The organism is Roseibium sp. TrichSKD4 (assembly GCF_000148725.1).
In the GTDB taxonomy this organism is placed as follows: domain Bacteria; phylum Pseudomonadota; class Alphaproteobacteria; order Rhizobiales; family Stappiaceae; genus Roseibium.
The window spans coordinates 436,487-460,875 of record NZ_GL476320.1; the positions used below are offsets into that span (position 1 = coordinate 436,487).

Annotated in this window: 28 protein-coding genes and 1 pseudogene; 18 read left to right on the forward strand and 11 right to left on the reverse strand. The window is 54.8% G+C overall.

What is annotated here, in order from left to right:
- Nucleotides 1–188 precede the first annotated feature (188 nt).
- The 3 genes from TRICHSKD4_RS22815 to TRICHSKD4_RS22825 all read right to left on the reverse strand — a co-directional run bounded on the left by TRICHSKD4_RS22815 (nt 189) and on the right by TRICHSKD4_RS22825 (nt 3,481).
- The gene (locus TRICHSKD4_RS22815) at nt 189–1,490 is read right to left on the reverse strand and encodes a dihydroorotase (RefSeq protein ID WP_009469353.1); all 1,302 of its coding nucleotides are present in this window, start codon (nt 1,488–1,490) and stop codon (nt 189–191) included.
- Nucleotides 1,491–1,501: 11 nt separating this feature from the next.
- Nucleotides 1,502–2,458, reverse strand: coding sequence for an aspartate carbamoyltransferase catalytic subunit (locus TRICHSKD4_RS22820; RefSeq protein ID WP_208993164.1), 957 nt, complete (start codon nt 2,456–2,458; stop codon nt 1,502–1,504).
- A 93-nt stretch (nt 2,459–2,551) separates the two neighbouring features.
- On the reverse strand, nt 2,552–3,481 hold the full coding sequence (locus TRICHSKD4_RS22825) for an AEC family transporter (protein ID WP_009469355.1): 930 nt from the start codon (nt 3,479–3,481) through the stop codon (nt 2,552–2,554).
- A gap of 268 nt (nt 3,482–3,749) precedes the next feature.
- On the opposite strand from TRICHSKD4_RS22825, the pseudogene TRICHSKD4_RS31835 reads away from it, so the two are divergent.
- From TRICHSKD4_RS31835 to TRICHSKD4_RS22835, 3 genes and pseudogenes are all read left to right on the forward strand, one after another.
- Nucleotides 3,750–4,154 (forward strand): annotated as a pseudogene (locus TRICHSKD4_RS31835) (cytochrome c family protein); the annotation flags it as partial.
- Nucleotides 4,155–4,211: 57 nt separating this feature from the next.
- Nucleotides 4,212–5,276, forward strand: a complete 1,065-nt coding sequence (nirK, locus tag TRICHSKD4_RS22830) for a copper-containing nitrite reductase (protein WP_050763542.1) — start codon at nt 4,212–4,214, stop codon at nt 5,274–5,276.
- A gap of 67 nt (nt 5,277–5,343) precedes the next feature.
- On the forward strand, nt 5,344–5,955 hold the full coding sequence (locus TRICHSKD4_RS22835; protein WP_009469357.1) for an SUMF1/EgtB/PvdO family nonheme iron enzyme: 612 nt from the start codon (nt 5,344–5,346) through the stop codon (nt 5,953–5,955).
- A 30-nt stretch (nt 5,956–5,985) separates the two neighbouring features.
- Here TRICHSKD4_RS22835 and ruvX read toward each other — a convergent pair whose 3' ends face one another.
- Complete coding sequence (ruvX, locus tag TRICHSKD4_RS22840; RefSeq protein ID WP_009469358.1) at nt 5,986–6,468, reverse strand: Holliday junction resolvase RuvX; 483 nt, start codon at nt 6,466–6,468, stop codon at nt 5,986–5,988.
- A 130-nt stretch (nt 6,469–6,598) separates the two neighbouring features.
- On the opposite strand from ruvX, the gene TRICHSKD4_RS22845 reads away from it, so the two are divergent.
- Complete coding sequence (locus TRICHSKD4_RS22845) at nt 6,599–7,306, forward strand: metal-dependent hydrolase (RefSeq protein WP_009469359.1); 708 nt, start codon at nt 6,599–6,601, stop codon at nt 7,304–7,306.
- 90 nt (nt 7,307–7,396) lie between these two features.
- On the opposite strand, the gene TRICHSKD4_RS22850 is transcribed toward TRICHSKD4_RS22845, so the two are convergent.
- Together TRICHSKD4_RS22850 and TRICHSKD4_RS28575 are read right to left on the reverse strand one after the other, a co-directional pair.
- Nucleotides 7,397–7,879 carry a YHS domain-containing (seleno)protein gene (locus tag TRICHSKD4_RS22850; protein ID WP_009469360.1) on the reverse strand — a complete coding sequence of 161 codons (483 nt, stop codon included), beginning with the start codon at nt 7,877–7,879 and terminating at the stop codon, nt 7,397–7,399.
- Between the two features lie 146 nt (nt 7,880–8,025).
- Nucleotides 8,026–8,592, reverse strand: a complete 567-nt coding sequence (locus TRICHSKD4_RS28575) for a TetR/AcrR family transcriptional regulator (protein WP_050763522.1) — start codon at nt 8,590–8,592, stop codon at nt 8,026–8,028.
- A 106-nt stretch (nt 8,593–8,698) separates the two neighbouring features.
- Between TRICHSKD4_RS28575 and gatC the strand changes: the two genes are divergently transcribed.
- The 4 genes from gatC to TRICHSKD4_RS22875 all read left to right on the forward strand — a co-directional run bounded on the left by gatC (nt 8,699) and on the right by TRICHSKD4_RS22875 (nt 12,181).
- The gene (gene gatC, locus TRICHSKD4_RS22860) at nt 8,699–8,986 is read left to right on the forward strand and encodes an Asp-tRNA(Asn)/Glu-tRNA(Gln) amidotransferase subunit GatC (protein ID WP_009469362.1); all 288 of its coding nucleotides are present in this window, start codon (nt 8,699–8,701) and stop codon (nt 8,984–8,986) included.
- Nucleotides 8,987–9,001: 15 nt separating this feature from the next.
- Nucleotides 9,002–9,475 (forward strand): GNAT family N-acetyltransferase, encoded by a 474-nt coding sequence (locus TRICHSKD4_RS22865; protein ID WP_009469363.1) that lies wholly within the window; start codon nt 9,002–9,004, stop codon nt 9,473–9,475.
- A 13-nt stretch (nt 9,476–9,488) separates the two neighbouring features.
- Nucleotides 9,489–10,973, forward strand: a complete 1,485-nt coding sequence (gene gatA, locus TRICHSKD4_RS22870; RefSeq protein WP_009469364.1) for an Asp-tRNA(Asn)/Glu-tRNA(Gln) amidotransferase subunit GatA — start codon at nt 9,489–9,491, stop codon at nt 10,971–10,973.
- 107 nt (nt 10,974–11,080) lie between these two features.
- A complete protein-coding gene (locus TRICHSKD4_RS22875; RefSeq protein ID WP_009469365.1) occupies nt 11,081–12,181 on the forward strand; it encodes an NAD(P)/FAD-dependent oxidoreductase in 1,101 nt (366 codons plus the stop codon).
- Nucleotides 12,182–12,224: 43 nt separating this feature from the next.
- On the opposite strand, the gene TRICHSKD4_RS22880 is transcribed toward TRICHSKD4_RS22875, so the two are convergent.
- Nucleotides 12,225–12,482: a YjhX family toxin gene (locus TRICHSKD4_RS22880; RefSeq protein WP_009469366.1), complete on the reverse strand. Its 258-nt coding sequence runs from the start codon at nt 12,480–12,482 to the stop codon at nt 12,225–12,227.
- Nucleotides 12,483–13,124: 642 nt separating this feature from the next.
- On the opposite strand from TRICHSKD4_RS22880, the gene TRICHSKD4_RS22885 reads away from it, so the two are divergent.
- Nucleotides 13,125–13,421 (forward strand): hypothetical protein, encoded by a 297-nt coding sequence (locus TRICHSKD4_RS22885; protein WP_009469368.1) that lies wholly within the window; start codon nt 13,125–13,127, stop codon nt 13,419–13,421.
- 51 nt (nt 13,422–13,472) lie between these two features.
- Here TRICHSKD4_RS22885 and TRICHSKD4_RS22890 read toward each other — a convergent pair whose 3' ends face one another.
- Nucleotides 13,473–13,727 (reverse strand): DUF6455 family protein, encoded by a 255-nt coding sequence (locus TRICHSKD4_RS22890; RefSeq protein ID WP_009469369.1) that lies wholly within the window; start codon nt 13,725–13,727, stop codon nt 13,473–13,475.
- Nucleotides 13,728–13,888: 161 nt separating this feature from the next.
- On the opposite strand from TRICHSKD4_RS22890, the gene TRICHSKD4_RS22895 reads away from it, so the two are divergent.
- Both TRICHSKD4_RS22895 and TRICHSKD4_RS22900 read left to right on the forward strand, forming a co-directional pair.
- Nucleotides 13,889–16,294, forward strand: coding sequence for a flagellar hook-length control protein FliK (locus TRICHSKD4_RS22895; protein WP_009469370.1), 2,406 nt, complete (start codon nt 13,889–13,891; stop codon nt 16,292–16,294).
- Complete coding sequence (locus TRICHSKD4_RS22900) at nt 16,291–16,590, forward strand: EscU/YscU/HrcU family type III secretion system export apparatus switch protein (protein ID WP_009469371.1); 300 nt, start codon at nt 16,291–16,293, stop codon at nt 16,588–16,590. The genes TRICHSKD4_RS22895 and TRICHSKD4_RS22900 overlap by 4 nt, the downstream gene beginning before the upstream one ends.
- A gap of 103 nt (nt 16,591–16,693) precedes the next feature.
- Here TRICHSKD4_RS22900 and TRICHSKD4_RS22905 read toward each other — a convergent pair whose 3' ends face one another.
- Complete coding sequence (locus tag TRICHSKD4_RS22905) at nt 16,694–16,930, reverse strand: hypothetical protein (RefSeq protein ID WP_009469372.1); 237 nt, start codon at nt 16,928–16,930, stop codon at nt 16,694–16,696.
- A 229-nt stretch (nt 16,931–17,159) separates the two neighbouring features.
- Here TRICHSKD4_RS22905 and gatB point away from each other — a divergent pair, with 229 nt between their 5' ends.
- The 4 genes from gatB to TRICHSKD4_RS22925 all read left to right on the forward strand — a co-directional run bounded on the left by gatB (nt 17,160) and on the right by TRICHSKD4_RS22925 (nt 21,192).
- Complete coding sequence (gene gatB / locus TRICHSKD4_RS22910; RefSeq protein ID WP_040617500.1) at nt 17,160–18,641, forward strand: Asp-tRNA(Asn)/Glu-tRNA(Gln) amidotransferase subunit GatB; 1,482 nt, start codon at nt 17,160–17,162, stop codon at nt 18,639–18,641.
- Between the two features lie 78 nt (nt 18,642–18,719).
- Nucleotides 18,720–19,178, forward strand: a complete 459-nt coding sequence (locus tag TRICHSKD4_RS22915; protein WP_009469375.1) for a GNAT family N-acetyltransferase — start codon at nt 18,720–18,722, stop codon at nt 19,176–19,178.
- A 123-nt stretch (nt 19,179–19,301) separates the two neighbouring features.
- On the forward strand, nt 19,302–20,375 hold the full coding sequence (locus tag TRICHSKD4_RS22920) for an agmatine deiminase family protein (protein ID WP_040617355.1): 1,074 nt from the start codon (nt 19,302–19,304) through the stop codon (nt 20,373–20,375).
- Between the two features lie 103 nt (nt 20,376–20,478).
- Complete coding sequence (locus TRICHSKD4_RS22925; RefSeq protein ID WP_009469378.1) at nt 20,479–21,192, forward strand: glutathione S-transferase N-terminal domain-containing protein; 714 nt, start codon at nt 20,479–20,481, stop codon at nt 21,190–21,192.
- A gap of 58 nt (nt 21,193–21,250) precedes the next feature.
- Here the strand turns inward: TRICHSKD4_RS22925 and TRICHSKD4_RS22930 are convergent, their stop codons facing one another.
- The gene (locus tag TRICHSKD4_RS22930) at nt 21,251–21,841 is read right to left on the reverse strand and encodes a hypothetical protein (RefSeq protein ID WP_139052260.1); all 591 of its coding nucleotides are present in this window, start codon (nt 21,839–21,841) and stop codon (nt 21,251–21,253) included.
- Nucleotides 21,842–22,041: 200 nt separating this feature from the next.
- Nucleotides 22,042–22,461, reverse strand: coding sequence for a DUF2147 domain-containing protein (locus TRICHSKD4_RS22935; RefSeq protein WP_009469380.1), 420 nt, complete (start codon nt 22,459–22,461; stop codon nt 22,042–22,044).
- A 422-nt stretch (nt 22,462–22,883) separates the two neighbouring features.
- Here TRICHSKD4_RS22935 and TRICHSKD4_RS22940 point away from each other — a divergent pair, with 422 nt between their 5' ends.
- From TRICHSKD4_RS22940 to TRICHSKD4_RS30395, 3 genes are all read left to right on the forward strand, one after another.
- On the forward strand, nt 22,884–23,153 hold the full coding sequence (locus tag TRICHSKD4_RS22940) for a hypothetical protein (RefSeq protein WP_009469381.1): 270 nt from the start codon (nt 22,884–22,886) through the stop codon (nt 23,151–23,153).
- A 175-nt stretch (nt 23,154–23,328) separates the two neighbouring features.
- Nucleotides 23,329–23,775 carry an ABZJ_00895 family protein gene (locus TRICHSKD4_RS22945; protein ID WP_009469382.1) on the forward strand — a complete coding sequence of 149 codons (447 nt, stop codon included), beginning with the start codon at nt 23,329–23,331 and terminating at the stop codon, nt 23,773–23,775.
- Between the two features lie 132 nt (nt 23,776–23,907).
- On the forward strand, nt 23,908–24,375 hold the full coding sequence (locus TRICHSKD4_RS30395; RefSeq protein ID WP_247642857.1) for an ABZJ_00895 family protein: 468 nt from the start codon (nt 23,908–23,910) through the stop codon (nt 24,373–24,375).
- Nucleotides 24,376–24,389 lie beyond the last annotated feature (14 nt).

Consider the following 24,389-nt stretch of genomic DNA (forward strand, 5'->3'; position numbering starts at 1 on the left):
GCCGTTCAAAGCAAAGGTTATGAGTGTAGTTATCAAATTAGAGCGGGTGGAACAGGTACACCAAAACTCGTGACAAACATCTTTGCCAAAATTGGATCCGATTGGATCATGCGAGTAAACTGACAAGCAGATTCCCGGAGAGTAAGCCCCGAAACATGTCCGGGGCGGCGCAAAAGTGGGGCTGCTCGCTAGCCGTGTTCAAACACGACTTTCCCACCAACAACCGTTCTTAGAACGCGGCCTGAGAAGCGGGCGTCTTCGAAGGTGGAGTTTTTGGAGCGGGACTTGATGGCGGATTTTTCTAAAACCCAAGGCTTGTCCGGATCAAAGACAACGATATCTGCCGGTGCGCCTTGTGTCAGACGGCCTACGTCTAGCCCAAGCCGATCCGCCGGATTGACCGTCATCGCAGCCAGCAGGGTGACGAGGTCGATTTGTTCGGAGTGATAGAGGCGGAGGGCGGCGGCCAGCATGGTTTCAAGGCCAATCGCCCCGTCTTCTGCTTCTGCCCAAGGGTGGCGTTTGGTTTCCACGTCCTGCGGGTCGTGATTGGAGACGATAATATCGATCGTGCCATCTGCCAAAGCAGCGATCATGGCCTGACGATCATCTTCATCGCGCAAGGGCGGCGACATCTTGAAGAAGGTGCGATAGGCGCCGATATCGTTTTCATTGTGGGTCAGGTGGTTGATCGAGACCCCAGCGGTGATGTTCAGACCGCGTTTCTTGCCAGCTCTAATGACGTCTGCGCTGTCAGACGTTGAAATCAGGTTGGCGTGGTATTTCGATTTCGACATGCCAACGAGGCGCAAATCGCGCTCCAGCATGATGATTTCCGCTTCGCGCGGCACACCGGACAGGCCCTTCCAGCTGGCATTCAAACCGGCATTCATGACGCCGCCTGCCAGATCTGGGTCTTCCGTGTGGTGGATTACCAGCGCATCAAAATCGCGGGCATAGGTCATCATCCGGCGCATGACTTGCGCGTTTTTGACGGACTTGTGCCCATTGGTGAAGGCAACCGCACCGGCTTCTTTCAAGAGGCCTATTTCGGTCATCTCTGTGCCTTGCAGGCCTTTGGTCAGAGCGGCAAGAGGATGAACGTTGATGGCGGCGGTATCGCGTGCGCGGCGCAAGATAAAGTCGACCAGCGCCGGATCATCAATCACCGGGTCAGTTTCCGGCATGGTGCTAATGGTGGTGACACCGCCTGCAGCAGCGGCATCAGACGCGCTGGCCAGCGTTTCGCGGTGTTCTGCGCCCGGTTCGCCAACCGACACGCACATGTCGATCAGACCGGGGGCGGCGATAGCGCCTGCACAGTCGATGATGTCGGCACCATAAGGCGCACCCTGATTGGCGGCTTCCGGTCCCGCTGCCAAAATGGTGCCGTCTGCGACAATGACGGAACCCGGTGCATCCAGCTTGCGGGCAGGATCAATCACCCTGGCATTGGAAAGAACCAGAGGTTTTGGTGTGTCGTGAACCAATTGCGTTTCCTCTAGTTTTGCGGCAGGTGGGCGGCGAGTGCTTCCAGAACGGCCATGCGCACGGCGACACCCATTTCCACTTGCTCGCGGATCAAGCTTTGAGGGCCATCGGCAATGGCGGGGTCGATTTCAACGCCCCGGTTCATTGGTCCCGGGTGCATGACCAGCGCATCTTCATTGGCGTAGGAGAGCTTTTCTGCATCCAGTCCGTAGTAGCGATAGTATTCGCGTACTGAAGGAATGAAGGCCCCGTTCATGCGTTCGCGCTGCAGGCGAAGCATCATGACAATGTCACAGCCCTTCAGGCCCTCGCGCATGTCCTGAAAGACTTCGACGCCCATGTTCTGAATGCCGCCGGGAAGCAGCGTAGAGGGGGCGATCACCCGTACCCTTGCGCCAAGCGCGTTCAAGAGAATGATATTGGAGCGCGCCACCCGCGAATGGGCAATGTCACCACAAATCGCGACAGTCAGCCGAGCAATCTTGCCCTTATGGCGGCGGATCGTCAGTGCATCCAGCAAGGCTTGCGTCGGGTGTTCATGCGGCCCGTCGCCAGCATTGACCACCGAACAGCCGATCTTGCGGGCCAGCAAATGAACCGCACCGGCTGCATGGTGCCGTACCACCAACAGATCGGGATGCATGGCATTGAGTGTCGCCGCCGTGTCGATTAGGGTTTCGCCCTTTTTGACCGACGATTGGGACACCGCCATGTTCATCACGTCCGCGCCTAGGCGCTTTCCTGCGATCTCGAACGAGGACTGGGTCCGCGTCGAAGCCTCGAAGAACAGGTTGATTTGGGTGCGTCCACTCAAGACGGACTTCCGCTTTTCCACCCGGCGGCTCACCTCAACGGCTTCATCCGCCCGGTCCAGAAGGCCCAGAATTTCGTGGGGTTGAAGCCCTTCGATCCCAAGCAGGTGGCGATGGGGGAAGGGCATATCTCGATGGGAATGTGTCGCGCTCATCGAAGCCAAGGCTATAGGCGGAGTCGGGCCTTGGCACAAGCGGTGAGTCTGCTATCCCCCGTTCTTCGTGTTGTTTTTGAAAAAATAGCGGCGCTAGCCGCCAAGCAAATAGACCGCCAGAGGTAGGGTCACCACGGCCACAACCGTTTGCAGCGTCAGAATTTCCGCCATCAGTTTGGCGTCTCCACCCATCTGGCGCGCCATCAAATAGGAATTGCTGGCGGCCGGCACGGCAAGCGAGATGATAACGGCGGTCAGCGCTGGGCCGGTCACGCCGAAAACCCAGGCAAAACCGGCGCCCATCAAAGGCATCAGGATCAACCGGAGCAGAGTGCCACTGGTCAAAGCCGGACCGGGACGGCGTAAGGCCGCTAGATCAAGTCCGGCCCCAACGCACAAGATACCAACTGGCAGCGCAGCGCTGGCGAACAGTCCAAGCGTATCATTCAAAATGGCGGGGATTGGTAGCCCGACGACATTCACAAAAAGCCCGAGCGCAATCGACATAATGAATGTGTTGGAGGCCAGGTCTTTTAAGGTCTTTTTAAGCGTCGGTGGTTCTGCATTGGCATAACGGGAGAGTACCAGCACGCACATGACGTTCAGGACCGGGATCATGACCGCCATGGCTACGGCGATCAGGGCAACCCCGACGGGACCGATCAGGCTTTCTCCAAGTGCAAGCGCCACGAAAGCATTCCAGCGCACAGAGCCTTGAAAGATGGAAGTGTAGCGGGGGCCGTTGATGGCCCAGACCTTCTCAAACATCGGGCGCAAGGCCAAAATCAGCGCGCCCATGGCAAAAATAGATGCCAAAAGCGCAGCCGACATTTCCAGTGCTGGCAGTGTCGAGAAATCGATGACGGCGGTTTTTAGAAACAGCACTGATGGAAACAGCACATACCAGGCCAGACGCTCGATCCCACGCCATTGATCACCGCTGATAAGTCCAACGCGCGCCAGAAGGTGGCCGGAAGCAATAACCAGTATGACCGGCAAAAGGGCATTGAGCGTCGTAAGCATTGAAAACCTGTGATGTGGAACGCCGAAGGTCAACGAAGCCTTGGGACAAGAGCAATAATCGTCCGGAGGCGGAAGCTGAAAGGCAGGAAGCGCTTCTTTAATGGCAGGGAATTGGAGTTCCGGAAAGGCAAAAATGAAAACGAATAGGTAATTCTGATTAATACCATAGACCGAAATGAGATGGGTCCGGGCACGAGTCTCTTTAAAATTTCACTACGTCAACTGCTCTTTCGTGAGGAGTTGAAGGGGAGATCGTAAGGGACGTTCCATGTACTATTTGAAACATATACACACCGCTGCTGCGGTTGCTGCCGTTGCCCTTGGGGCGGCGGTGTTCTCTTCGCCGTCATTTGCAGAAGGTGATGCTGTAAATGGTGAGAATATTTTTCGCAAATGCCGCGCCTGCCACCAAATTGGCGAAGGCGCCCGCAATGGCGTTGGCCCTAATCTAACCGGTGTTGTCGGTCGGCCCATGGGAAGCTTCGAAGGTTATAAGTATGCCACCGGCCTGAAGGCTGCCAACGAAGCTGGCGGTGTCTGGGATGAAGAGATGATCGTCGAGTGGCTGGCGAGCCCGAAGGACTACATTCGCTCTTTCACTGGCAACGACAAAGCCCGCACGAAGATGACCTTCCGCTTGAAGAAAGAGCAGGATCGCCGGGATGTGGCTGCTTATCTGGCAACCTTTTCCAAGGCCGACGAAGCTAGCATGCCAGCCACTGAAGAGCGCATGACGCATGGCGATGCTCCAGCTGGTGACATAGCAGACGGAACAGAGGCGAAAGTTGACCTGTCCGGCTATGAGCGCGTGAAACAGGAACTCGTCATGCCGCCATTCGCGCCCAAACACGAGCAGGTCGCAACGGGCAAGCCGAAGATTGTGGAAATTGATTTCACCATCGAGGAAAAGAAGATCCAGATCGATCCGGATGGAACGGAAATCGTCGCACTCACATTTAACGGCTCTGTCCCCGGTCCGATGATCGTCGTTCATGAAGGCGACTATGTCGAACTGACACTGAAGAACCCTGAAACCAACTTGATGGAGCACAACATCGATCTTCACGTCGCCACAGGTGCGCTGGGCGGAGCGGGCATCACAACGTTACTTCCGGGTGAAGAGGCATTGTTGCGCTTCAAAGCAACCAAGCCGGGCGTCTTCATCTATCACTGTGCACCCGAAGGCTCCATGACACCGTACCATGTTACCCATGGCATGAACGGCATCATCATGGTTTTGCCGCGTGAAGGCCTGAAGGACGAGAAAGGCAACTCGCTTTCTTACGACAAGCTCTACTACATCACCGAGCAAGAGTACTACGTGCCACGTGACGAAAATGGGAACTTCAAGTCCTACAATTTCGCCGGCGAAGATTTCGCAGAGTGGGTTGATGTGATGCGCGGTTTGATCCCGAGCCATATCGTCTTCAATGGGGCAGTCGGATCGCTTGTTGGCGAGAACGCGCTGAAGGCCAGCGTCGGTGAAACCGTGCTGTTTGTGCATTCTCAGGCCAACCGTGACACCCGTCCGCACCTGATCGGTGGGCATGGAGACTACGTTTGGGAAGAAGGTAGCTTCAACAACCCTCCAATGAAGGATCTGGAAACCTGGTTTATCCGCGGCGGCTCTGCAGGCGCAGCGCTCTACAAGTTCCTTCAGCCAGGTGTTTATGTCTACCTGAACCACAATCTGATCGAGGCAGTTGAACTTGGCGCTGCCGCTCATGTGGTGGTCGATGGGAAATGGGATAACTCCCTGATGGAACAGGTCTATCATGGGCCCATCCGCAACTAATTCGTTGCTGCTCCGCGTGGCTCTCCTTCTCCTCCTTGGGGGAGCCTCCGGTTATGCAGCCGGTCCCATGATAACTGGCCTGATGGCGGCGCAATCGCCGCCATCAGGTTTCGTTCCTGTCGATGTTGGCGGCGAAAGCCCGCTTTTGGTTCAAAAACAACAGGTCACGACATCCGACTGGCTGGCATGCGTCGCAGATCAGGCTTGCCCGCAGGTTCCTGTGAAGTCGACGGCTGATGAGCCAATGTTCGGGATCAACCTTCTGGATGTTCACGCTTATATCCGGTGGAAGGGCAAGCGGGACCAGATTTCTTATCGTTTGCCGACCCACGAAGAATGGATGTTGCTGGCTGCCGAACAAGTGCCGCAAGCCGATGAGGTGTTGTTTGATGCCCCCGAACTCAGTTGGGCTTCAAATTTCCGGATGAGTGATCCAAACCCGGTTATTGAAACACCGAACCAGTTCGGGATCGAACAGCTCCGCGACACAACTTGGGAATGGACAGCCTCCTGCTTGGAAGCCGGGGAGACACGCAGCGGCAACTGCGAAAGCCTTCGCATTGCCATGGGGAACCACAAGGCAGTTCTGTCGGTGTTGGTGCGCGATACGGCCAAGGCGGGATGCGGAGGGGGAACGCCCCCGGCACGCGTCGGGTTTCGTCTTGTCGCAGATGGTTAGGTGCCTAATGCGTGGGTGTCAGCTGAGCGCTCAGCTGGCGCCCATGTGCCCCAGTCGATCCAGAAAACCTTGAAGGATGAAGGCTGCGGCCATCTTGTCGACAACCTCGGCCCGCTTTGCTCGGCTGGAATCGGCTTCCAGCAATGTTCGCGTGACTGCAGCAGTGGAGAGGCGTTCATCCCAATAGGTGATTGGAAGCTCGGTTTTCTGAGACAAGTTCCGGCAAAAGGCGCGGGTTGCCTGCGCACGCGGTCCTTCGGAGCCGTCCATATTAAGTGGCAACCCCAGAACCAGACCACTAACTTCCTGCTTGGCACAGATGTCGAGCAACTTTTCCGCATCCTGCGTGAACTTTTTGCGCCGGATGGTTTCCATCGGCGTAGCTATTCCGCGACCGAGATCGGAAAGGGCAAGGCCAATTGTCTTTGTTCCCAAATCCAGCCCGATCAAACGGCTGTTTGGGGGAAGGACGGACAGGAAGTCGTCCAGAGAAAGTGCAGGATCTGATGCCATCGTCGGCCTTTAGCAGGAAGAGAGCGGAAACGCCATAAAGGATGAACAGAAAACAACAATGCAGCTCAGATGTTGTGTGGCGGTGTGGTTCGGCTATCTTGCAACTGATTTGTTTTGTGGAGGAATTTAAATGAAGCTGACCTGGTATGGCCATTCTGCATTCAAGGTTGAAATTTCAGACGCATCGATCCTGATTGATCCGTTTTTGAGCGGAAACCCGTCCTTTCCGAACGACCTCAGTGTTGATCAGGTTGCGGAGGGTGTCACTCATGTTCTGCTGACCCATGGCCATGATGACCATGTTGGCGACAGCATCGAGATCTTGAAGAAGACTGGCGCACAGCTGACAGCCAATTTTGAGATCTGCATGTGGGCCGGGGCCAAGGGTATCGAAAACATAAACCCGATGGGAGCAGGTGGCTGTGTGGATGTCGGGCCGTTCAAGGTCGCGCTGACAACTGCGCATCATACATCTTCGACAATTCCGGAAAGCGGCGAGCCGGTTTGTCTTGGAAATCCAAACGGCATCATCGTGGAAGCACCGGGTGAGCCGACGCTCTATCATATGGGGGACACGGATGTATTTTCCGACATGGCTCTGATCAATGAGCTCTACGCTCCGAAAGTTGGGATCGTTCCTATTGGAGATCGGTTCACGATGGGAGCCAGAGCTGCAGCACTTGCCTGCCAGCGGTTCTTCGAGTTCAACACCATCGTGCCATGCCACTTTGGAACATTCCCGATCCTTGATCAGAAAGCGAACAGCTTTGTCTCTGCGCTGGGAACTGAGAGCGGCAAGGTCAGAGAAATGACGCCGGGTGGAGACCTGTCGGTTTAGGGCTTTGGAATAAGCGTTTGTAAAAACGAAAAAATCCCGCGAGAATCGCATCTCGCGGGAAAGTGGGTGGAGGCTGCTTGGGGAGGTTGATCAGCGAATGATCGGTTCTTTCAGGTCTTCAGGTTTCACGTCCTTGATGATTTCCCAGTTCAAGGTCGCATTATTGATGTGCTCGTCCGGATTTTTGTTGAAGCGTTCTTGAACCTTCAGCGAGTTGTTCAGGTAGAGCTTGCCGTCTTTGATTTGCCAAGCTTCAGCCACTACGGGAACCTTGAAGCCCTTGCCAGCTCCAAAGGCGCAAAAGCCACCGAATTGGGGAGCATATTTTTCAGGGTTTGCTTCAAACAAGTCACGGTTTTCTGCTGACGCGAACTTCCACGTCACATCATCATAAACGGCGGTAAATTCATCAGAACCTGCAACCGGTTTGCCTTGCGTGAAATAGGCAACCGGGTCAGTGCCGCCGATGGCTGCTCCGTTCTCAACATAGGTCGTGATCTCATCGGCAAATGCAGCGCCCGACAAAAGGCTGACGGTAAAAGCAGCTGCGGCGATGAGCGGTTTAAAAGTCATGTGAAGATCTCCCGAATTCTTGAAAACTGAGGCGGACGCTTCGCGTTGAGACGCCGCTTACAAACTCAAGGTGGGAAAGCCTGCGCAGTTCTGCCAATCACGCTTGATCACACAGACGCGACAGCGATGTCATTGAGTTGGTGTGGTCAGGCGGTGAGGCCCAAAACGGTGAGGATGGCGTGGTCCAGCTTTTGCGCACTGGAGAGGCCAGAAATGTCGTTCTCGGACACCTGCGCCTGATGCCACAGGAAGGCGATAAACAGCTCTATGCGAACCGCCATATCCGCTTCAAACGGTGTTGCAATCAGAATCTGACGGATATGAAACTGAAGTTCCTGTTCAAGCCCAAGCGCAATTGGCTCAAAAGCGGGTAGGTGCCGGATTTTGAGGAGCGCTCTGCCGGGATCATTCAAAAAAACATTCTGCCGGTAGGCTTGCAGGAGGCGAGATAAGTCTCGCGCCGGGTTGGAGCGCTCCGGAGTTGGTGGCAGAAACGTCGTCAGAGCGGCGTCCAGACTGGCGCGTGCGAGCTCCTCTTTCGACGAAAAACGCCGATAGAGAGCTTGCTTGCTGGTGCCAATGTCTGCGGCAAGACGGGCCAGAGACAGCCCTTCCAGCCCGCCAGCAGCAAGATGCGCCAGACAGGTTGTCAGGATGCGGTCGGTGAGTTCCGCATCAGGGCGCCGGCCTTTGCTCTCTTTTTCGGTCCTCATGGAGACCGTATTAGCGTTTTTCTCCCGCCACGCCAATGGCTTTTGCTTGTCATGATGAAAGGGTTTTCGGAAAAGAGGGTCACCAATTCCAACACAAGAGGCAGTTATGTCCGTTGATACAGATACCGTAAAGCGCGTTGCGCGCCTCGCTCGCATCAAGGTGAGTGAAGAGGAAGCCACCCGCATGACCGGGGAATTGAATGGCATTCTTGGCTTTGTCGAACAGCTCGATGAAGTGAATATTGACGGCGTTGAGCCGCTGACCTCCGTTGTCGAACAGGCCATGAAAAAGCGGGTCGACGGCGTGACCGATGGCGGAAAAGCGAACGACATCACAGCCAACGCACCAGCTTCTGAAGATAATTTCTTCATGGTGCCGAAGGTGGTTGAATAGCCGAGGCCAACTGGGATGGAACAAGAGACCACAGTCAGCATCAAGGTTGAGACACCGCTTTCCGATGACATGCGGGAGATGATTTCCGAGCTCAGCACCTTGCTGCTCAGCCTGTCATCAGAAGAGGCCTGCCACCACCTGACAGCCGAGCAGATGGCCAACGAACGGACCACCGTTTTTGTTGCGCGCGCGGATGGCAAGGTTGCTGCGTGCGGCGCTTTGTACCGCCACGAGAACAAGGTTGCCGAAGTCAAACGCATGTACACGCGTCCCGGCTTTCAAGGGCTGGGCCTTGGGCGAAAGATCCTCAAGGAAGTGATCCATTTGGCGGAGGAGGAGGGGTTTTCAGAACTCGTCCTCGAAACCGGTGTGAACTTTAAACCGGCACGAAGCCTATATGAGAGCGCTGGTTTTAAAAAATGTGGCCCTGTTCTCGATTATCCCGAACATCCTGAATCCGTTTTCTATTCACGGCCGGTAACGGCCTAAGAGACACAAAATCATGACCGATCTGACAAACAAGACCATTGCCGAGGCCCGCGAAGGGCTAAAGAACAAGGAGTTCACGGCTGTTGAACTCACCGACGCCTTCCTGAAGAACATTGAGGCAGGCAACGAAAAGCTGAACGCCTATGTTGCCGTCACCGGCGACAAGGCCCGTGAGATGGCCAAGGCGTCTGATGAGCGCCTTGCCAAAGGTGAAGCTGGCACGCTGGAAGGCATTCCACTTGGCATCAAGGATCTCTTTGCCACTGAAGGCGTTCACACCCAAGCCTGCAGCCACATTCTGGATGGCTTCAAGCCGAAGTACGAATCCACCGTTACTGCCAATCTCTGGGCGGATGGTGCGGTTATGCTTGGCAAGCTGAACATGGACGAGTTCGCGATGGGCTCCTCCAACGAGACATCCTACTATGGCGACGTGATAAACCCGTGGCGCAAGAACGGCTCCAATCAGGATCTGGTTCCAGGCGGCTCGTCCGGCGGGTCGGCGTCTGCGGTCGCGGGACGCCTGTGCATGGGCGCGACAGCAACGGATACCGGCGGGTCCATTCGTCAGCCAGCTGCGTTCACCGGCACAGTCGGCATCAAGCCAACTTATGGCCGCTGCTCGCGCTGGGGCACAGTTGCCTTCGCATCCTCGCTGGATCAGGCAGGCCCGATTGCCCAAACGGTTCGCGACAGCGCGATCCTTTTGAAGTCCATGGCCTCTGTTGATCCGAAAGACACCACTTCGGTCGATCTGCCGGTGCCGAATTACGAAGATGCGCTGGGCAAATCCGTCAAGGGTTTGAAAATCGGCATTCCGGCGGAGTACCGTCTAGATGGGATGCCTGCCGAGATCGAGGAACTCTGGCAAAAGGGTATCCAGTGGCTGAAGGATGCTGGTGCCGAGATCGTCGATATCAATCTGCCGCACACGAAATACGCGTTGCCAGCTTATTACATTGTGGCTCCGGCCGAAGCGTCCTCGAACCTTGCTCGTTATGACGGCGTTCGCTACGGCCTGCGCGTTCCGGGCAAGGACATCGTCGAGATGTATGAAAACACCCGCGCAGAAGGGTTCGGTGACGAGGTCAAGCGCCGCGTTCTGATCGGAACTTATGTTCTGTCCGCCGGTTATTATGACGCCTACTACCTGAAAGCCCAAAAGGTCCGCACCCTCATCAAGCGCGACTTTGATCTGGCTTGGGAAAACGGTGTTGATGCAATCCTGACCCCGGCAACGCCATCTGCTGCCTTTGGTGTCGCTGATCAGGACCTTCATGCTGACCCAGTGAAGATGTACCTGAACGACATCTTCACCGTAACTGTGAACATGGCCGGTCTACCGGGCATTTCCGTTCCAGCCGGTCTCGACAAGGACGGTCTGCCACTTGGCCTGCAATTGATTGGCAAGCCGTTTGACGAAGCAACCCTGTTCCAGGTTGGGCAAGTCATCGAAGACGCCGCTGGCACCTTCACTGCCGAGAAGTGGTGGGGCTGATCGCCACATAAGCTACGGCCCCAGACTTGATCCGGGGCCTTCTTTTGAAGTTGTCAAAGGTCCCGGCTCTAAGGCCGGGACTGCATCCTTTTTCGGGACATTGTCTCATGCATGACATTGAAACCATCGTGATCGGGGCAGGGGTCGTTGGTCTCTCCATCGCTCGGTCCTTGGCGGCATCAGGCCGCGAAGTGATGGTTCTTGAGCGTCATGATCTGATCGGCTCGGAGACGAGTGCGCGCAATTCAGAAGTCATTCATGCCGGGATTTATTATCCGCAAGGCAGCTTGAAGGCGCAGCTGTGTGTTGAGGGAAAGCACGCGCTATACGAGTTCTGTGCTGAGCGCGGCGTTTCTCACGACCGGATCGGAAAACTGATTGTAGCTTCTAATGAGGCGCAGCTTGGCGAGTTGAACACGATCCGTCAGAAAGCTGCGGCGAATGGAGTAAGCGACCTCATCCTGCTTTCGCGGGATGAAACACTGGCCATGGAACCGGCACTGGATGTAGCTGGCGCGCTGTTTTCTCCGTCAACCGGCATTGTCGATAGCCATGGGCTGATGTTGGCTTTGGAAGGAGAACTGACTTCCAACGGCGGGCAGGTTGTTTTGAACACGGCTGTGGAGCGCGTCGAACCACTGCCCGGCGGCGGATATCAAGTCCATGTGCGCGACAGTGAGGTCGGTGAATACGCGGTTACATCAAAGGAACTGATTATCAGCGCTGGCCACATGGCCCCGGAACTGGGCCGGCAATTGGTCGGTCCCAAAGCCCCACAAGCGTATCTTGCCAAGGGAAGCTACTTGAAACTTGATGGGCGTGCGCCGTTCTCAAAACTGATCTATCCCGTTCCTGAACCCGGTGGTCTCGGCGTGCATCTGACACTGGATCTTCAGCATCAGGCCCGGTTTGGCCCTGATGTGGAGTGGGTGGAGGAAATCGCTTACGAGGTCGACACGGCTCGCGGTGAGTCTTTCTATTCAGCCATCCGGCAATACTGGCCCGATCTGTTAGATGGGGCCTTGGTGCCGGATTATTCCGGCATTCGCCCAAAAATCGTGCCTGCGGGAGAAGCCGCCGCAGACTTCCGGATCGATGGACCTGAGGCCCACGGGTTATCCGGACTGATTGCGCTTTACGGGATCGAGTCGCCGGGGCTGACCGCGGCACTGGCAATCGGACGGCATGTCCGCGATATTTTGAATTGAGGGTAGGGGCCACCGATCTATGAACCGGTGACCCCTTTTATGATTATCGGTTGTCAAGCTGGGCGCGGACCCGCCTCAGGCCCAATTGGGTGATGTGATAAGGACCGCCGCCGCGCGACCCGATATATCCACGCCGTTTCAGTTTCTTGAAAAGGGCCAGATTGCAGCCTGACCAATACCAACCGTCTCGCGTGACAGTTCGATTTTCAACAATGCGCCCGCGGTCGTCCTTTTCCACGACGATGCGGCCACCTTGTGCAAGCAGGTGCAAGACCCGCTGCTCAGCCTTTGAGATGTCCATGAGTAATGAAGTCTTTTTGAATGCATGTCATCTTTTGCCGCAGCACACGCATGCGACACGATGTGGTTCAATGACCCGGCATTTCGAACATTAATCTACTGAGCCGGGCGTTACCGGGACTCTTGAGATCCGCGCATAAATACTCCAAAAAATGTGCGGTAGATCGTTAGCAAGTCAGCTGTTGATTTGCAACTGTGGCCTTGGGGCTTGCCTCTAACTTCCTTCGGCTGGCCAGTACCCGGTGCCCGGATGGCGTTCGACCGGGAATGTGCGAACATCCTCAGACCCGCACTGAGCGCAGCGCAGTTTCCTGGCAATTTTGGACACTATCGTGTTTGCCGGATAACGATGGGTGCGCATGTAGCGAAAGCGATGACACTCACAACACTTGAGCCCCAATCGGCGGTCAGACTGATCCAACTCTTCCACAGTAACCTTTTCGGGGCTGGTAACCTGACATGCGTCCATGCGTTTCTCTCTCTACCAGAGCGTGTTTCGACCTTGCCGATAACCAAATTAGTACACCACTTAGCATAAATAAAGGTTGTAACGCGGTTGTGTTGTTGAAAATTTTCGAAACTATGATGAATATGCAATAAAATTACACTCGAAAACAGCGCTGTCTCTTGGTAAAGACACGCCATGGATATTTTGAATGGAACATGGGCAGATCTGTTGACGCTGTCCGGATTGCTAAACCCGCCTGCGCTGTTGATCGGCCTATTACTTGGGCGCAAGGCCGATGCCTTTGCCAAGATCTGGATTGCTGGCTTTGCAGCGGCCGCCTTGTCTCTTATGGCAGAAACAGGCTTGAAACTATTGGGAGTTCCATTGCCGATCTCGCAGGATGCCGGCGCTTTGGCAATGTTCCCGTTTCGCTTTATTGGTGGCGCGGTGGTTGCGTTTGTCGCCTATCGGTTTTTCCCGGCGGCAAAGTAACGAACAGGTTGCAAGCAGCGGCGGCAGCGCCGTCGCTGGATTGCAAAACCATCACATTCTGTCGGCCCAGTTCTTGAAAACGCCTGCATTCGGACATGTCGGCATCGGAGCGCTCGTGCCATCTTTATGCGCCTCCAGCCAAGCATGGCAGTCGGTTGAGTGTTCACAGGAACGACAGCGCTCAACTGCAAGGCGTACTTCTTCCTTGTTGGATTTGGCGGTGAGTTCGGGTGCATTCACTCCCAAAGTGTCGAGCATACGGCCCATTAGTTCGGCCCGCTCGCTCATGCGGCTCATCCAGTCCATGCTTCCTCCCTCATGCCATGTTCCGGCCAGAAGGCTGTGAATTTGTTGCAATCAATGTATCTTCACCTTGATCAGGGTCAATCTGTCGCATTTTTTTGACCTAAGGTCACTTTTGAGCCTTTTAGACACTTTGTCTGGTGCACCTCGTTGAGGGTTTGAAAATGGTTGTTCCGGTGGAAGCAGTTCAGGCTTCACTGACGCAAAAGACGACTGGCGGCGGGTTTCCGCTGAAGCCGGGGGCAGAGGTCGCCGCCAAAGTTGATGCGGTTTTGCCCAATAATGTCGTGCGCTTGAATGTTGCTGGCACTTCGGTTGATGTGCGCGTCAGCCAGCCCCTGCCGGAAGGAACCGAACTGACGGTAAAGGTTGAGGGAAGTGCGGCCAAGCCGGAGGTCCAGCTGTTGCCGCGTCAGCAAGCAGCTCCGCCATCCCCGCAGGCACCGGCGCAAAACCCGGCGAATTCTCAAGGCGCTATTCCACAGCAGCAAACAGCGACAAATCAAACATCTCCTCCGCCCGACAGTGGACGCCCGGTTTCCCAAGCCGCTTTGCAACCTTTGAATGTGCAAACCGGTAGCAGCGGATTGCCGCAAAAACCTGTCGCCCTGCTGCTGGATGTCACCGGACGACCCGTTGGTGCTCCGGTTCTGCCACAAACAGGGGGAGGTGCGGGCGCTCCCCAGTCCGCTCACAAGTCTACCCCTTTAACCCCGCAAACGCCGGGTGCGCCCTCTCAAGGAACTCCGGCTCCCCAAGCGCCACAATCGAGAAGCACCAACGCTCCGGCAGCATCCGCGCCCTCTACGGCGGGGACAACACAGGCACAGGGTGTTCAAACTTCCTTGCCTGCGTCCACTACGCCCCCAACCTCAACAGGCGGTTCCTCTACCGGAGCTGCGGCGCCATTGCCACAAACTGGAGGCAACCCGACAAGTGTTCAGGGAGGCGGAACCATACCGACGACTGCGCAGGGCCAAACCGCTGCGCAAACCGGTACCCCTTCTGGCCCCTCGGCAGCGACCACTCCGACCGGTGCACAAGCCGGAGGCTCACCTCCACAGACAGGGCAGCCTCCAGTCACCAGTTCTCAGCCGACAACGGCGCAAGGGTTTGCGCCACAATCTGCCAACCCAGCGTCTGGCACCATTCCACCCTCGGGAACGCCAACAACGCCTGCTGCAGGTGGAGCGCCTCCCTCAAGTGGCTCGAATGTCGCTGCACCTCCAATTGCTCCTGGACAACAAGGAACGGTGCAGCAAACACCAAACCAAGGGGCGCCTGGCCAATCTACGCTTACACAGCCTGCAACCGGTTTACCGCAGGGTGCGCCTGCTTCCTCAGCGAATCCCGCCACATCACAATCGCCTTTACCGGCTCAGACACAGGCATCGGGGCGGGTCGGTCAGCCCGTTTCGCTGTCAGGACAAGCGTCTGTGCCGCAGGCACAAAGGGGTGGCCGCTCTGGACCAAGTCAAAACGCGAATGCGCCTTCCGTTCCCACGGGCTCAGCACCCCCGGGAACGCAAAAAGCTGCAAATGGCGCAACTCAAGCGACTGCCCAAACACTCGGCCAAACACTAGGTGGAACCAAGCCGCCGGTGAGCGCAGATGTTGCGAGAGCTGCACAAACCGTCTTGCCGAAATTGACCGAACAGCAAGCCAGTCTGTCTGGAGCCTTTGCACAATTGGCTAGCCTGTCGTCCAGATCCGCCATCGGTATCTCGAAAGTGCCAGAACCTGTTCAAACCGTTGTTCAACAACTGTTGGGGCTGAGGCTCGGAAGTGGCGAGACAACGGGCAAGGACGTGCAAAATCTGGTCAAGAACTCCGGCGTTTTTCGCGAGGCAGCTCTGGCGCGCGGCGGAGGACTTTTGCCGCCCGGAGCCTTGAGCGGGCAAGGCGCGCAGCAGGCGGGCGGTGATATCAAATCCCTGCTCCTCCAACTACGCGGTTTTTTGAAGGGTATGGGGATTGACCCAGCCCCCCAAAAACCTTTGACCCAGCCGCCTGTTCCAAGCCTCGTTGGCGGGCCAAGGGGGCAGCGTCCCTCATTGCCAAGCTCCGGTCCGGATGGAGATGAAATCCAGCAACTCTCCAAGCTCTTGAGCGATACGGATGCGGCCCTGTCGCGCATCCGCCTTACGCAAATGGTTAGCCGGGGCATGACGGAGGAAGTACAGGCGCAGGCTGGCCGCGCAATGGATGTGGTGGTGGAGCTGCCGTTAAATCTTGGTCAGGAAAACAGCGTCTTGCAAATGCAGGTCGGTCGTGATCCCGACCATACAGGCGAAGATGAAAACGGTGAACCCGGTTGGCGTTTGAGGTTCGCTCTTGATCTAACGGCCACTGGCCCGATGGAAGCCGCCGTTAGCCTGCGCGGCGGGGGAACCTTTGTCAGCCTCTGGATGGAGCGCGGGGAAACCTTCAAGGCTATGTCTGGTGAACGCGAGGCAATGGAAGCGACTTTTGCTCATGCCGGGTTGGACTTGAAGGAACTTCGTTTTCTGCGCGGATTGCCCAAAAAAGCCGACGCCCGATATGGCGTGAAACTGGATCGCACGTCATGAGCAAACAGCCGCCAAAAAAGTCAGCCCCTGAGAAGAAAGTCGCCGTCGCTCTGCGCTATGACAATGAGGGAGCACCGACGGTAACAGCCAAAGGCACTGGATCGGTCGCCGACCGGATTGAGGAAATTGCGCGGGAATCGGGTGTGCCTATCGAGCAAGACCCGATGATGGCCGAGGCCTTGTCACAAATTGATATTGATGAGGAAATTCCGATCGAACTTTATCAGGCGGTCGCGGTGTTGATCGGATTTGTCATGCGAACGGGAAAAGCGCAGCACCCGCCAGAGAACGAGTGACGCGTCAACAAACGTCAGGTGTATTTAACAAACAGATATGCCGCACCCACGGCAAGCCCAGCGCCAAACAGGGGCCAGAGCAGAAAGACAATTTCGACATTGCTCATACGCAATCAAGCCTCTCCAGAATTCGATTTCCTCCATAATGTAATACGAAACTGGTAAAAAACAAAACCGCACTGCCAATGGGAATGCGCCAGACAAGGGCGGCATTCATGTTTTCAAAGTCATAGACCAGAGAAAAAAGAGGCGCGATGACACCTGTCACCATGGTTCCCGCTGCCATGATGTTCAGCCAACTTGCTGTCAGCTTGATTTTTTCCTTTTGTGCTTCGCTCATCCGATTACCTTTGCCCAAAGGGCAAGCTATCTTTGTTCAGTGAATTGAACAACTCTTCAGCATTTTATGCCCGGATGATGTGCAAGACAGCGCTTTGCCCAACGAAACCCTTGCGACAAACGAAAATCCCGACTAGGCATCATTTCCAAAGATTTGACCGCGCCGGGCAGGGGGCTTCCCCGGTTTTGGCCCAATGCGCACAGTTCAAAACAACAGGACAGAAGACGCAATGACACTTGTCGAAGCCCGCACACCCGATCCGAAGAAGTTTATCAAGGGCGCGACCGGCGACTGGGAAATCGTAATCGGCATGGAAGTGCATGCTCAGGTCACGTCTGAAGCAAAGCTCTTTTCCGGCGCTTCCACTGAGTTCGGCAAGGACCCGAATGACAACGTTTCGCTGGTTGACGCGGCCATGCCCGGCATGCTGCCGGTTATCAACGAAGAATGCGTGCGTCAGGCGATCCGCACCGGCCTCGGCATGAAGGCAGAGATCAATCTGAAATCTGTCTTTGACCGCAAAAACTATTTCTATCCGGATCTGCCGCAGGGCTATCAGATTTCCCAGTTCAAGCAGCCGATCGTTGGCGAGGGCATCATCCTGCTGGATATGGAAGAGGGCCGCGTGGAAATCGGCGTCGAGCGTCTACACCTGGAGCAGGATGCCGGCAAGTCGCTGCACGATCAGCACCCGTCCATGTCTTTCGTGGATTTGAACCGCTCTGGCGTTGCCCTGATGGAAATCGTCTCCAAGCCGGACCTGCGCTCGTCAGACGAAGCCAAGGCGTATCTAACCAAGCTGCGCACCATCTTGCGCTATCTTGGCACCTGTGACGGAAACATGGACCAAGGCTCCATGCGCGCTGACGTGAACGTCTCCGTGCGCCGTCCGGGCGAAGGTTTTGGCACACGCTGCGAAATCAAGAACGTCAACTCCATCCGCTTTGTCGGTCAGGCGATTGAATATGAAGCGCGCCGTCAGGTCTCTATTCTGGAAGATGGTGGCTCCATCGATCAGGAAACCCGCCTGTTTGACGCCGTGAAGGGCGAAACCCGTTCCATGCGCTCCAAGGAGGAGGCGCACGACTATCGCTACTTCCCGGACCCGGATCTGCTGCCGCTGGAATTCAGCCAAGCTTATGTCGACGAGCTGGCCCAGCATCTTCCCGAACTTCCGGACGACAAAAAGGCTCGTTTCGTCAAGGATTACGGCCTGACCGAATATGACGCCGATGTTCTGATCATCGAAAAGGTCTCGGCTGACTTCTTCGAAGAGGTGGCAAAGGGTCGCGACGCGAAACTGGCCGCGAACTGGGTGATTAACGAACTCTTTGGCCGCTTGAACAAGGAAGGCAAGGACGTTGAGACCTCCCCGATGTCCGCCGCACAATTGGGCGCGATCATTGATCTGATCAAAGCCGGCACGATCTCTGGCAAGATCGCCAAGGACTTGTTCGAAATCGTCTGGACCGAAGGCGGTGATCCGGCACAGATCGTAGAAGATCGCGGCATGAAGCAGGTGACCGACCTTGGCGCGATTGAAGCCATCGTCGACGAAATCATGGCCGCCAACCCGGACAAGGTTCAGCAGGCCAAGGAAAAGCCAAACCTCGTTGGTTGGTTCGTCGGTCAGGTCATGAAAGCCTCAAAAGGCAAAGCTAACCCACAAGCCGTGAACGACCTTCTGAAACAGAAGATCGGCGTGGAGTGATTGGTTTGAAGACCGCTGATTGAATGCAAGGAGGCCTGCGCAAGCGGGCCTCTTTTTTTGTAAAATTAGGAATTGAATATGCCGGACATCCAAATCCAAAAAGCCAACGCAGATCACCTCGAAGCCATCGTTGCTATCATCAATGCAGGCGCAACGAGTGTACGCAAAGACAAGAAGTTTGCGAACTGGCAGGACTATCGCCCCTCATTTGAAGCGCTCCAGAATGCACCCGAGATGGACATCTATGTGGCGCTTGAGGGCGAAGAGGTTGTTGGCACATTCCAGATCCACTTCCTGAAAGGTCTGGCGTTTCAGGGGCGTCCGCGCGTTGAGCTGGAAAGTGTTCATGTCCGAAGGGATCAGCAATGCAAAGGCATTGGCCGGATCATGATGGACTATGCCGAAGACCTCGCCAAGGAAGCGGGTGCCTGCATGGTTCAGCTGACGTCCAACAAGGAGCGTGAAGGCTCGCACCACTTCTACGGTCGCCTCGGCTATGACCAAAGCCACCTTGGCTACAAGAAGATGCTGGTGTAGCGCAGTTTAAACCCTCCGGTTATCGTCAAGGCAGACAAGCGCAGCAAGGCTGTGCGCTGATCTGGAATCCAGAAATCAGCTGCGCCAACGGCGCTCAATCCATCAACAAGCCGGAACTATCACATGAACAGGCGAGACGTGCTCTTGGGAGGAGCGGTGATGGGGATAAGTGCTCTGGTGAGCGGTCGCGGTGTAGCCGTATCGCCGAGCGGCTTTCATGTGCCGCCCGAGGAAGTGCCGCATGAGTGGACGTTCATGCAGTGGCCGGTCAGCCGGAAGGTCTATGCCGATCCCGTGTTTCTGGAGATGACGCAGCAGACCATTGCGGATATCGCAAATACGATAGCGGATTTTGAGCCAGTTGTGCTCATGGCTGACAAGAGCGACCATGCGCGGATCAAACGTCAGGTCTCGTCAGACGTCGAGCTGTGGGATATCCCGACAGAAGATCTGTGGTGCAGGGACGCCGGTCCGCTGTTCGCCATTAACGGGGCAGGGAAGCGCATTGCCAGCCACATTCAGTTCAACGGCCGGGGCGAAAAGCAGGCTCATGCCCGTGATGCCAAGATTGCCGAGCGAGTTGCGGTCCGTCTTGGGGTGCCGCTGGTTCCCTCAGATCTGAAAGGTGAAGCGGGCGGCGTAGAGCAGGATGGTCACGGCCTTTTATTGGCACATGAAAGCTCGTGGGTGAATGACAATCGTAATCCCGGCTTGTCACGGGAGGAAATTGAAGCGCGTCTTCTTAAAGCCTACGGCGCAGATCGAATGATTTGGAGTGACGGTGTCTGGGGCGAAGACATCACCGATTATCATATAGACAGTCTTGCCCGCTTCACCGGGCCGGGCCGGGTGCTGATCAATCTGCCGGATGAACCAGATGTAGATGATCCGTTCCATCAGGCCGCGCTGCAGACATATGATGTCGTCGTTGAAGCTGGACTGGACGTCGAAGTCATCCCCGAGCCGCACAAGCGACGGGTACGCAGCCCAGAATTCGTAGCCTCCTATGCCAATTATTATGTCTGCAATGGCGGTGTAATCTCGGCGCAGTTCGGAGACCCGGAAACCGACGCCATCGCCAAGGAGGCGTTACAGCGACATTACCTTGACCGCGAGGTGGTGCAGCTCAATATCGATCCACTTGGCGAACTCGGCGGCGGCATCCATTGTGCCACTCAACAAATGCCGAAGGTGTAACAGTCTGGGGGCAGATGCAGGTTGAAGTTGCAGGTCGTGTCACTTACCTGATTAAGTGATTAGAGCGCGACAAACGGCGAAAGCCGACCGGGAGGAGCACAAAATGTCCGTCACGCAGACCAAACCGATTGAACTTCACTACTGGCCGACACCGAACGGCTGGAAAGTCTCCATTTTGCTTGAGGAGCTTGGCGTTCCCTATGACTTGAAGCTTGTGAACATTGGCACAGGCGATCAGTTCAAGCCGGAGTTTCTGCAAATAGCTCCAAACAACCGGATGCCAGCGATCGTCGACCCGGAAGGGCCGGGCGGAGAACCGATCTCGGTTTTTGAATCCGGAGCCATTCTCCAGTATCTGGGCCGCAAGTTTGACAAGTTTTATCCCAGCGATGAGCGAGCCCGTGTGGAAACGGAAGAGTGGCTGATGTGGCAGATGGGCGGCTTCGGGCCCATGCTTGGTCAAAACCACCATTTCCGCATCTACGCACCGGAAAAGATCGACTATGCCATGGACCGCTATCTTAACGAGACCCACCGGCTCTACGGTGTACTCGACAAACGCCTGGAAGGACGAGATTTCGTGGCGGCCGGCGAATACACCATTGCAGATATGGCTATCCTTGGCTGGGCCCAGGGGTGGGAGCGTCAGGGCACGGACCTGGAGGAATTTCCCAATGTCAAACGCTGGAAAGAAGCGTTGGACGCCCGCCCTGCGGTGCAAGCCGGTTTGAAAGTGGGCAAGGAAGAGCGTGAAAAGTTTGCGCTCGACACTGACAAGAATGCGCAAAGCGTGCTTTTTGGTCAGCGTGCCCGTTAGGCAGAGTAAATGATTAGGGCAACTAGCGATGCCGCTAGCTGCCCCAAAAAAATGTCTTCTAGAACTTCTTTTCCAACTTTTTGGCGAGGTCCTTAAAGGCCTTTTTCTTCGGGTGAAGCTCGTCATGCCAACGTGATCCGACAATGCCCCGGAAATTCGCATAGTCAAAGCGGCCCGGATACTGGAACTTGACTCGGCGCAGCATGCCATAGAGGTGGTCTATCATCACGACGACGATTTTCTTGCCAAGTTTTTGCTTAAGTATTCCTTGACGCGCCATCGGCTTACCGATCCAGTATCCGTTTTGCGGAAATGCATAATCGTATCCATGGCTCAGGATCTTTATGTCACCGTTTTGGGAGTGCTCAAGAGTCTCCTCAATAATCTCGCAGTAGAGCGTTTCCATGTGAGCGAGTTTAGTGAAAAAGGACGCTTTGAGATAATCTTCCGGTTCCCGATCCTTGTCGTAGACCCTTAAGTGCCTGTAGAGGTCTCCGCCGCCAAGAAGGTCATTTCCGCTGCCACACAGGAGAAAGACGTCATAATTGGTTTTCTCCAATGCTGACTTATAGTCTCCGGCCGCTGCGATCTGGGTAAGCGTATCGCCAAAATGGGCGATGCTGTCGATGGTATGGCCGCGTTTACGCAAGCTGCGCACCAAGTCAGTATCAACCCCACCAACAATCGGAAGTCCAATAGGAAAGTCTGGTAGGTTGAACCAGCTATCGCCCTCCGCCAGCGCCTAGATCTTTGCGGGCATGAAATCCTCCCTCGTTTAATGAATGACTTAAAACCACAGCCAGTTAATCAAACGAGGGAAGAAATTGTCAATTTTAAGGGGGGCGGGGTTTACTTCACACGCGACCAGGTTTCGCCCTTGCAGATGAGGCCACCAAGAACGCAGCCTTCCAACTTCATCTTATTTGCACCGTTAAGCTGAACATAGCCGGTGTAGGTCTTGCCATCCTCGGCGTTATAGAGCTTACCCTTCCATTGGCCCGCCTTTTTGGTTGGCTTCATGCCACGAATAATCTGCACACCAACCAGTGGACGGCCCCGTTTGGACGCATCGCGGTTCTGGGTGTCGTTGCGCGGGCTTTTCAGCCACGCAATCTTGCCACACAGGTTTGCCCCGCAAGAGTAGATCTTGATCTGGGACGCTCCGTTTGGCCGCGCCCAGGTACCATTTGCATCAGCCGCGAAGGCTGGGGTTGCCAATTGCAGGGCTGCGCCAACGGCAAAAAACATAGCGGTTTGTTTCAGTTTCATATGTTCCTCCCGGCGGAAAATAGTTTCCGTTAACGGAAGCTATCGGCTAATTTGCGGGCTGAAAAGACGTGTCCCTACGTCAGGCCGTCAGATTTTTTTCAAAAACTGCCGTTGCGGGGTCAAATACACACCTGCAAACAAGCAAAAAATCGCCCAAAAGAATCCAGGGTAAATAGAAGCTTGCTAGCTAAAAAGCAAATTGAGTCAATGCGTGCTGAAAAATCAGAGAAAATCGGTCCGTTATTATTACCAAATAATGAAGTAAAATATTTGATAAGTAATTGTTCGTCTTGTGTTAAGCACATTATTTAACCGGCCCTTTAATCGCTTTCCCGAATATATCTTCAAGAAACGCAACGTAAGTTTGTCAGTCAGCGTTTCGGGGATACGCCGAAAAGGCAAAGTAAACAGGGGAGAGCACAATGGCTCGTTACGAAGTACATTCAGAAGAACTTGCAGGCTTTGGCGAAAGCCAGATGTCCGCCGACATTCTCTTTCAAATGGGTCTGGACAGTGCATGCGGCCGCAACGGCTTCACAGATCTGGTGACCGCACACAAGTGGTTCAACATTGCCGCATTGAAGGGCAACAAGGCCGCCGTTCAGTACCGCAAGGAAATTTCCGACGAAATGACCCGCGAAGAAATTGCAGAAGCGCAGCGCTCTGCGCGTGAATGGTTGTCAATGCATTGATCTGCCATCTGCGTCGACCGGCGGCGGGGTGCCGGACGCGCGATCTGACAGGGCAGAAGCCTGTCAGGAACCATGACATTTCAGGCGAATGAGCGTACGCAGAAGCAACGTCATTCGCCTCTTATTTGCCAAGGGCTCGATAGGAGCCTGATGATTTTCTTTTTTGGATTTAACGATGAAAAATTCAGTCAATTTGCCTTGGTTTGCGCTGGTCTACATCGCGACAATTGTTGGATTAATCGCCTTCATGTTTCTCGTGGCACTTGTCTTCAACATCAAAATTCCAATGAGCGCTATTCAGTTGGTCCCAGTGTTGGTGGCAACCGTGCATGTAGGAAAAATGTACTTTGAGGATTATCAAGAAGTGCCGGATGCAAAAGAAGCTTGGGTGGCTTCGTGGCGGATGACGCTAGTGGAAATAGCAATTGCATTACCAGTTTTGACCGGACTTTTTTTCTTAACGTTTGGAATGGAACCACTCAGACATTGGTCCTTTTTGCTTCCATTGGCATTGATTGGAGCACTGTTCGTTTTTTGGGTGTCGCTGTGGGGCAAGAAAACGCTTTTTCTACACGCTGCAATAGCTGCCCAAACCCAGCAGAACAAAGAGCAGAACCCCTAAGTTATCCCAAGTCTCGGATCAAAGCGCAAAAGATAAAAATCCCAATTATCTAAAGAAATTATCGAAAACAGATGACGTTTTCAGTCGAGATAATCGGTAGTTGTAATGGTGGTGTAAAAGAGAGGTGGAGTGATGATTTCCATAAAAAAGCTAACGCGTTTTTCTTTGTTTTTTTTAGCGAGTTGGCTCAGTATAATTATAACGGCTCTTGTAGTGACGTACGCAGGGGTGGACTATTCTTCGGATATATTATGGTTGACGGTAGTTCCTGCGTGTCTGGCAGCGACAGATGCAGGGAGTCAATACTATGAGGATTGCGAACGCCTTCCAGACAGTCGGTTCTCTTGGCTAGCGTCATTTCAAATGACGCTTGTTGAGATTGCGATCTCATTCCCTGTCATTCTTGCCCTTCACTATGCGGTTATTGCGGAGAACGAGGGCGAAGTTATGCTTGGTAGGCTCATTCTAGCAACTATGGCCGCTTTTGCAGTTCCCTATGCTATTTCATTTGTTGGCAAGAGATTTGCCTTTTCAATCGCTGCTGAAAGTAAGCGTAAAGAGGTCAGAAGAAAAAACGACAAAATCTATATCACGGAGTGACTTATGGGCGTAGG

Coding starts and splice junctions, on each gene's coding strand:
- TRICHSKD4_RS22915 (WP_009469375.1), top strand. CDS start 18,720: ATGCCGGACATCCAAATCCAAAAAGCCAACGCAGATCACCTCGAAGCC.
- TRICHSKD4_RS22875 (WP_009469365.1), top strand. CDS start 11,081: ATGCATGACATTGAAACCATCGTGATCGGGGCAGGGGTCGTTGGTCTC.
- TRICHSKD4_RS22820 (WP_208993164.1), bottom strand. CDS start 2,458: ATGAGCGCGACACATTCCCATCGAGATATGCCCTTCCCCCATCGCCAC.
- TRICHSKD4_RS22825 (WP_009469355.1), bottom strand. CDS start 3,481: ATGCTTACGACGCTCAATGCCCTTTTGCCGGTCATACTGGTTATTGCT.
- TRICHSKD4_RS22845 (WP_009469359.1), top strand. CDS start 6,599: ATGAAGCTGACCTGGTATGGCCATTCTGCATTCAAGGTTGAAATTTCA.
- TRICHSKD4_RS22900 (WP_009469371.1), top strand. CDS start 16,291: ATGAGCAAACAGCCGCCAAAAAAGTCAGCCCCTGAGAAGAAAGTCGCC.
- TRICHSKD4_RS22885 (WP_009469368.1), top strand. CDS start 13,125: ATGGATATTTTGAATGGAACATGGGCAGATCTGTTGACGCTGTCCGGA.
- TRICHSKD4_RS22935 (WP_009469380.1), bottom strand. CDS start 22,461: ATGAAACTGAAACAAACCGCTATGTTTTTTGCCGTTGGCGCAGCCCTG.
- TRICHSKD4_RS22865 (WP_009469363.1), top strand. CDS start 9,002: ATGGAACAAGAGACCACAGTCAGCATCAAGGTTGAGACACCGCTTTCC.
- gatC (WP_009469362.1), top strand. CDS start 8,699: ATGTCCGTTGATACAGATACCGTAAAGCGCGTTGCGCGCCTCGCTCGC.
- TRICHSKD4_RS28575 (WP_050763522.1), bottom strand. CDS start 8,592: ATGAGGACCGAAAAAGAGAGCAAAGGCCGGCGCCCTGATGCGGAACTC.
- TRICHSKD4_RS22945 (WP_009469382.1), top strand. CDS start 23,329: ATGAAAAATTCAGTCAATTTGCCTTGGTTTGCGCTGGTCTACATCGCG.
- gatB (WP_040617500.1), top strand. CDS start 17,160: ATGACACTTGTCGAAGCCCGCACACCCGATCCGAAGAAGTTTATCAAG.
- TRICHSKD4_RS22905 (WP_009469372.1), bottom strand. CDS start 16,930: ATGAGCGAAGCACAAAAGGAAAAAATCAAGCTGACAGCAAGTTGGCTG.
- TRICHSKD4_RS22890 (WP_009469369.1), bottom strand. CDS start 13,727: ATGGACTGGATGAGCCGCATGAGCGAGCGGGCCGAACTAATGGGCCGT.
- nirK (WP_050763542.1), top strand. CDS start 4,212: ATGACGCATGGCGATGCTCCAGCTGGTGACATAGCAGACGGAACAGAG.
- TRICHSKD4_RS22920 (WP_040617355.1), top strand. CDS start 19,302: ATGAACAGGCGAGACGTGCTCTTGGGAGGAGCGGTGATGGGGATAAGT.
- TRICHSKD4_RS22925 (WP_009469378.1), top strand. CDS start 20,479: ATGTCCGTCACGCAGACCAAACCGATTGAACTTCACTACTGGCCGACA.
- gatA (WP_009469364.1), top strand. CDS start 9,489: ATGACCGATCTGACAAACAAGACCATTGCCGAGGCCCGCGAAGGGCTA.
- TRICHSKD4_RS22895 (WP_009469370.1), top strand. CDS start 13,889: ATGGTTGTTCCGGTGGAAGCAGTTCAGGCTTCACTGACGCAAAAGACG.
- TRICHSKD4_RS22850 (WP_009469360.1), bottom strand. CDS start 7,879: ATGACTTTTAAACCGCTCATCGCCGCAGCTGCTTTTACCGTCAGCCTT.
- TRICHSKD4_RS30395 (WP_247642857.1), top strand. CDS start 23,908: ATGATTTCCATAAAAAAGCTAACGCGTTTTTCTTTGTTTTTTTTAGCG.
- TRICHSKD4_RS22940 (WP_009469381.1), top strand. CDS start 22,884: ATGGCTCGTTACGAAGTACATTCAGAAGAACTTGCAGGCTTTGGCGAA.
- TRICHSKD4_RS22880 (WP_009469366.1), bottom strand. CDS start 12,482: ATGGACATCTCAAAGGCTGAGCAGCGGGTCTTGCACCTGCTTGCACAA.
- ruvX (WP_009469358.1), bottom strand. CDS start 6,468: ATGGCATCAGATCCTGCACTTTCTCTGGACGACTTCCTGTCCGTCCTT.
- TRICHSKD4_RS22835 (WP_009469357.1), top strand. CDS start 5,344: ATGATAACTGGCCTGATGGCGGCGCAATCGCCGCCATCAGGTTTCGTT.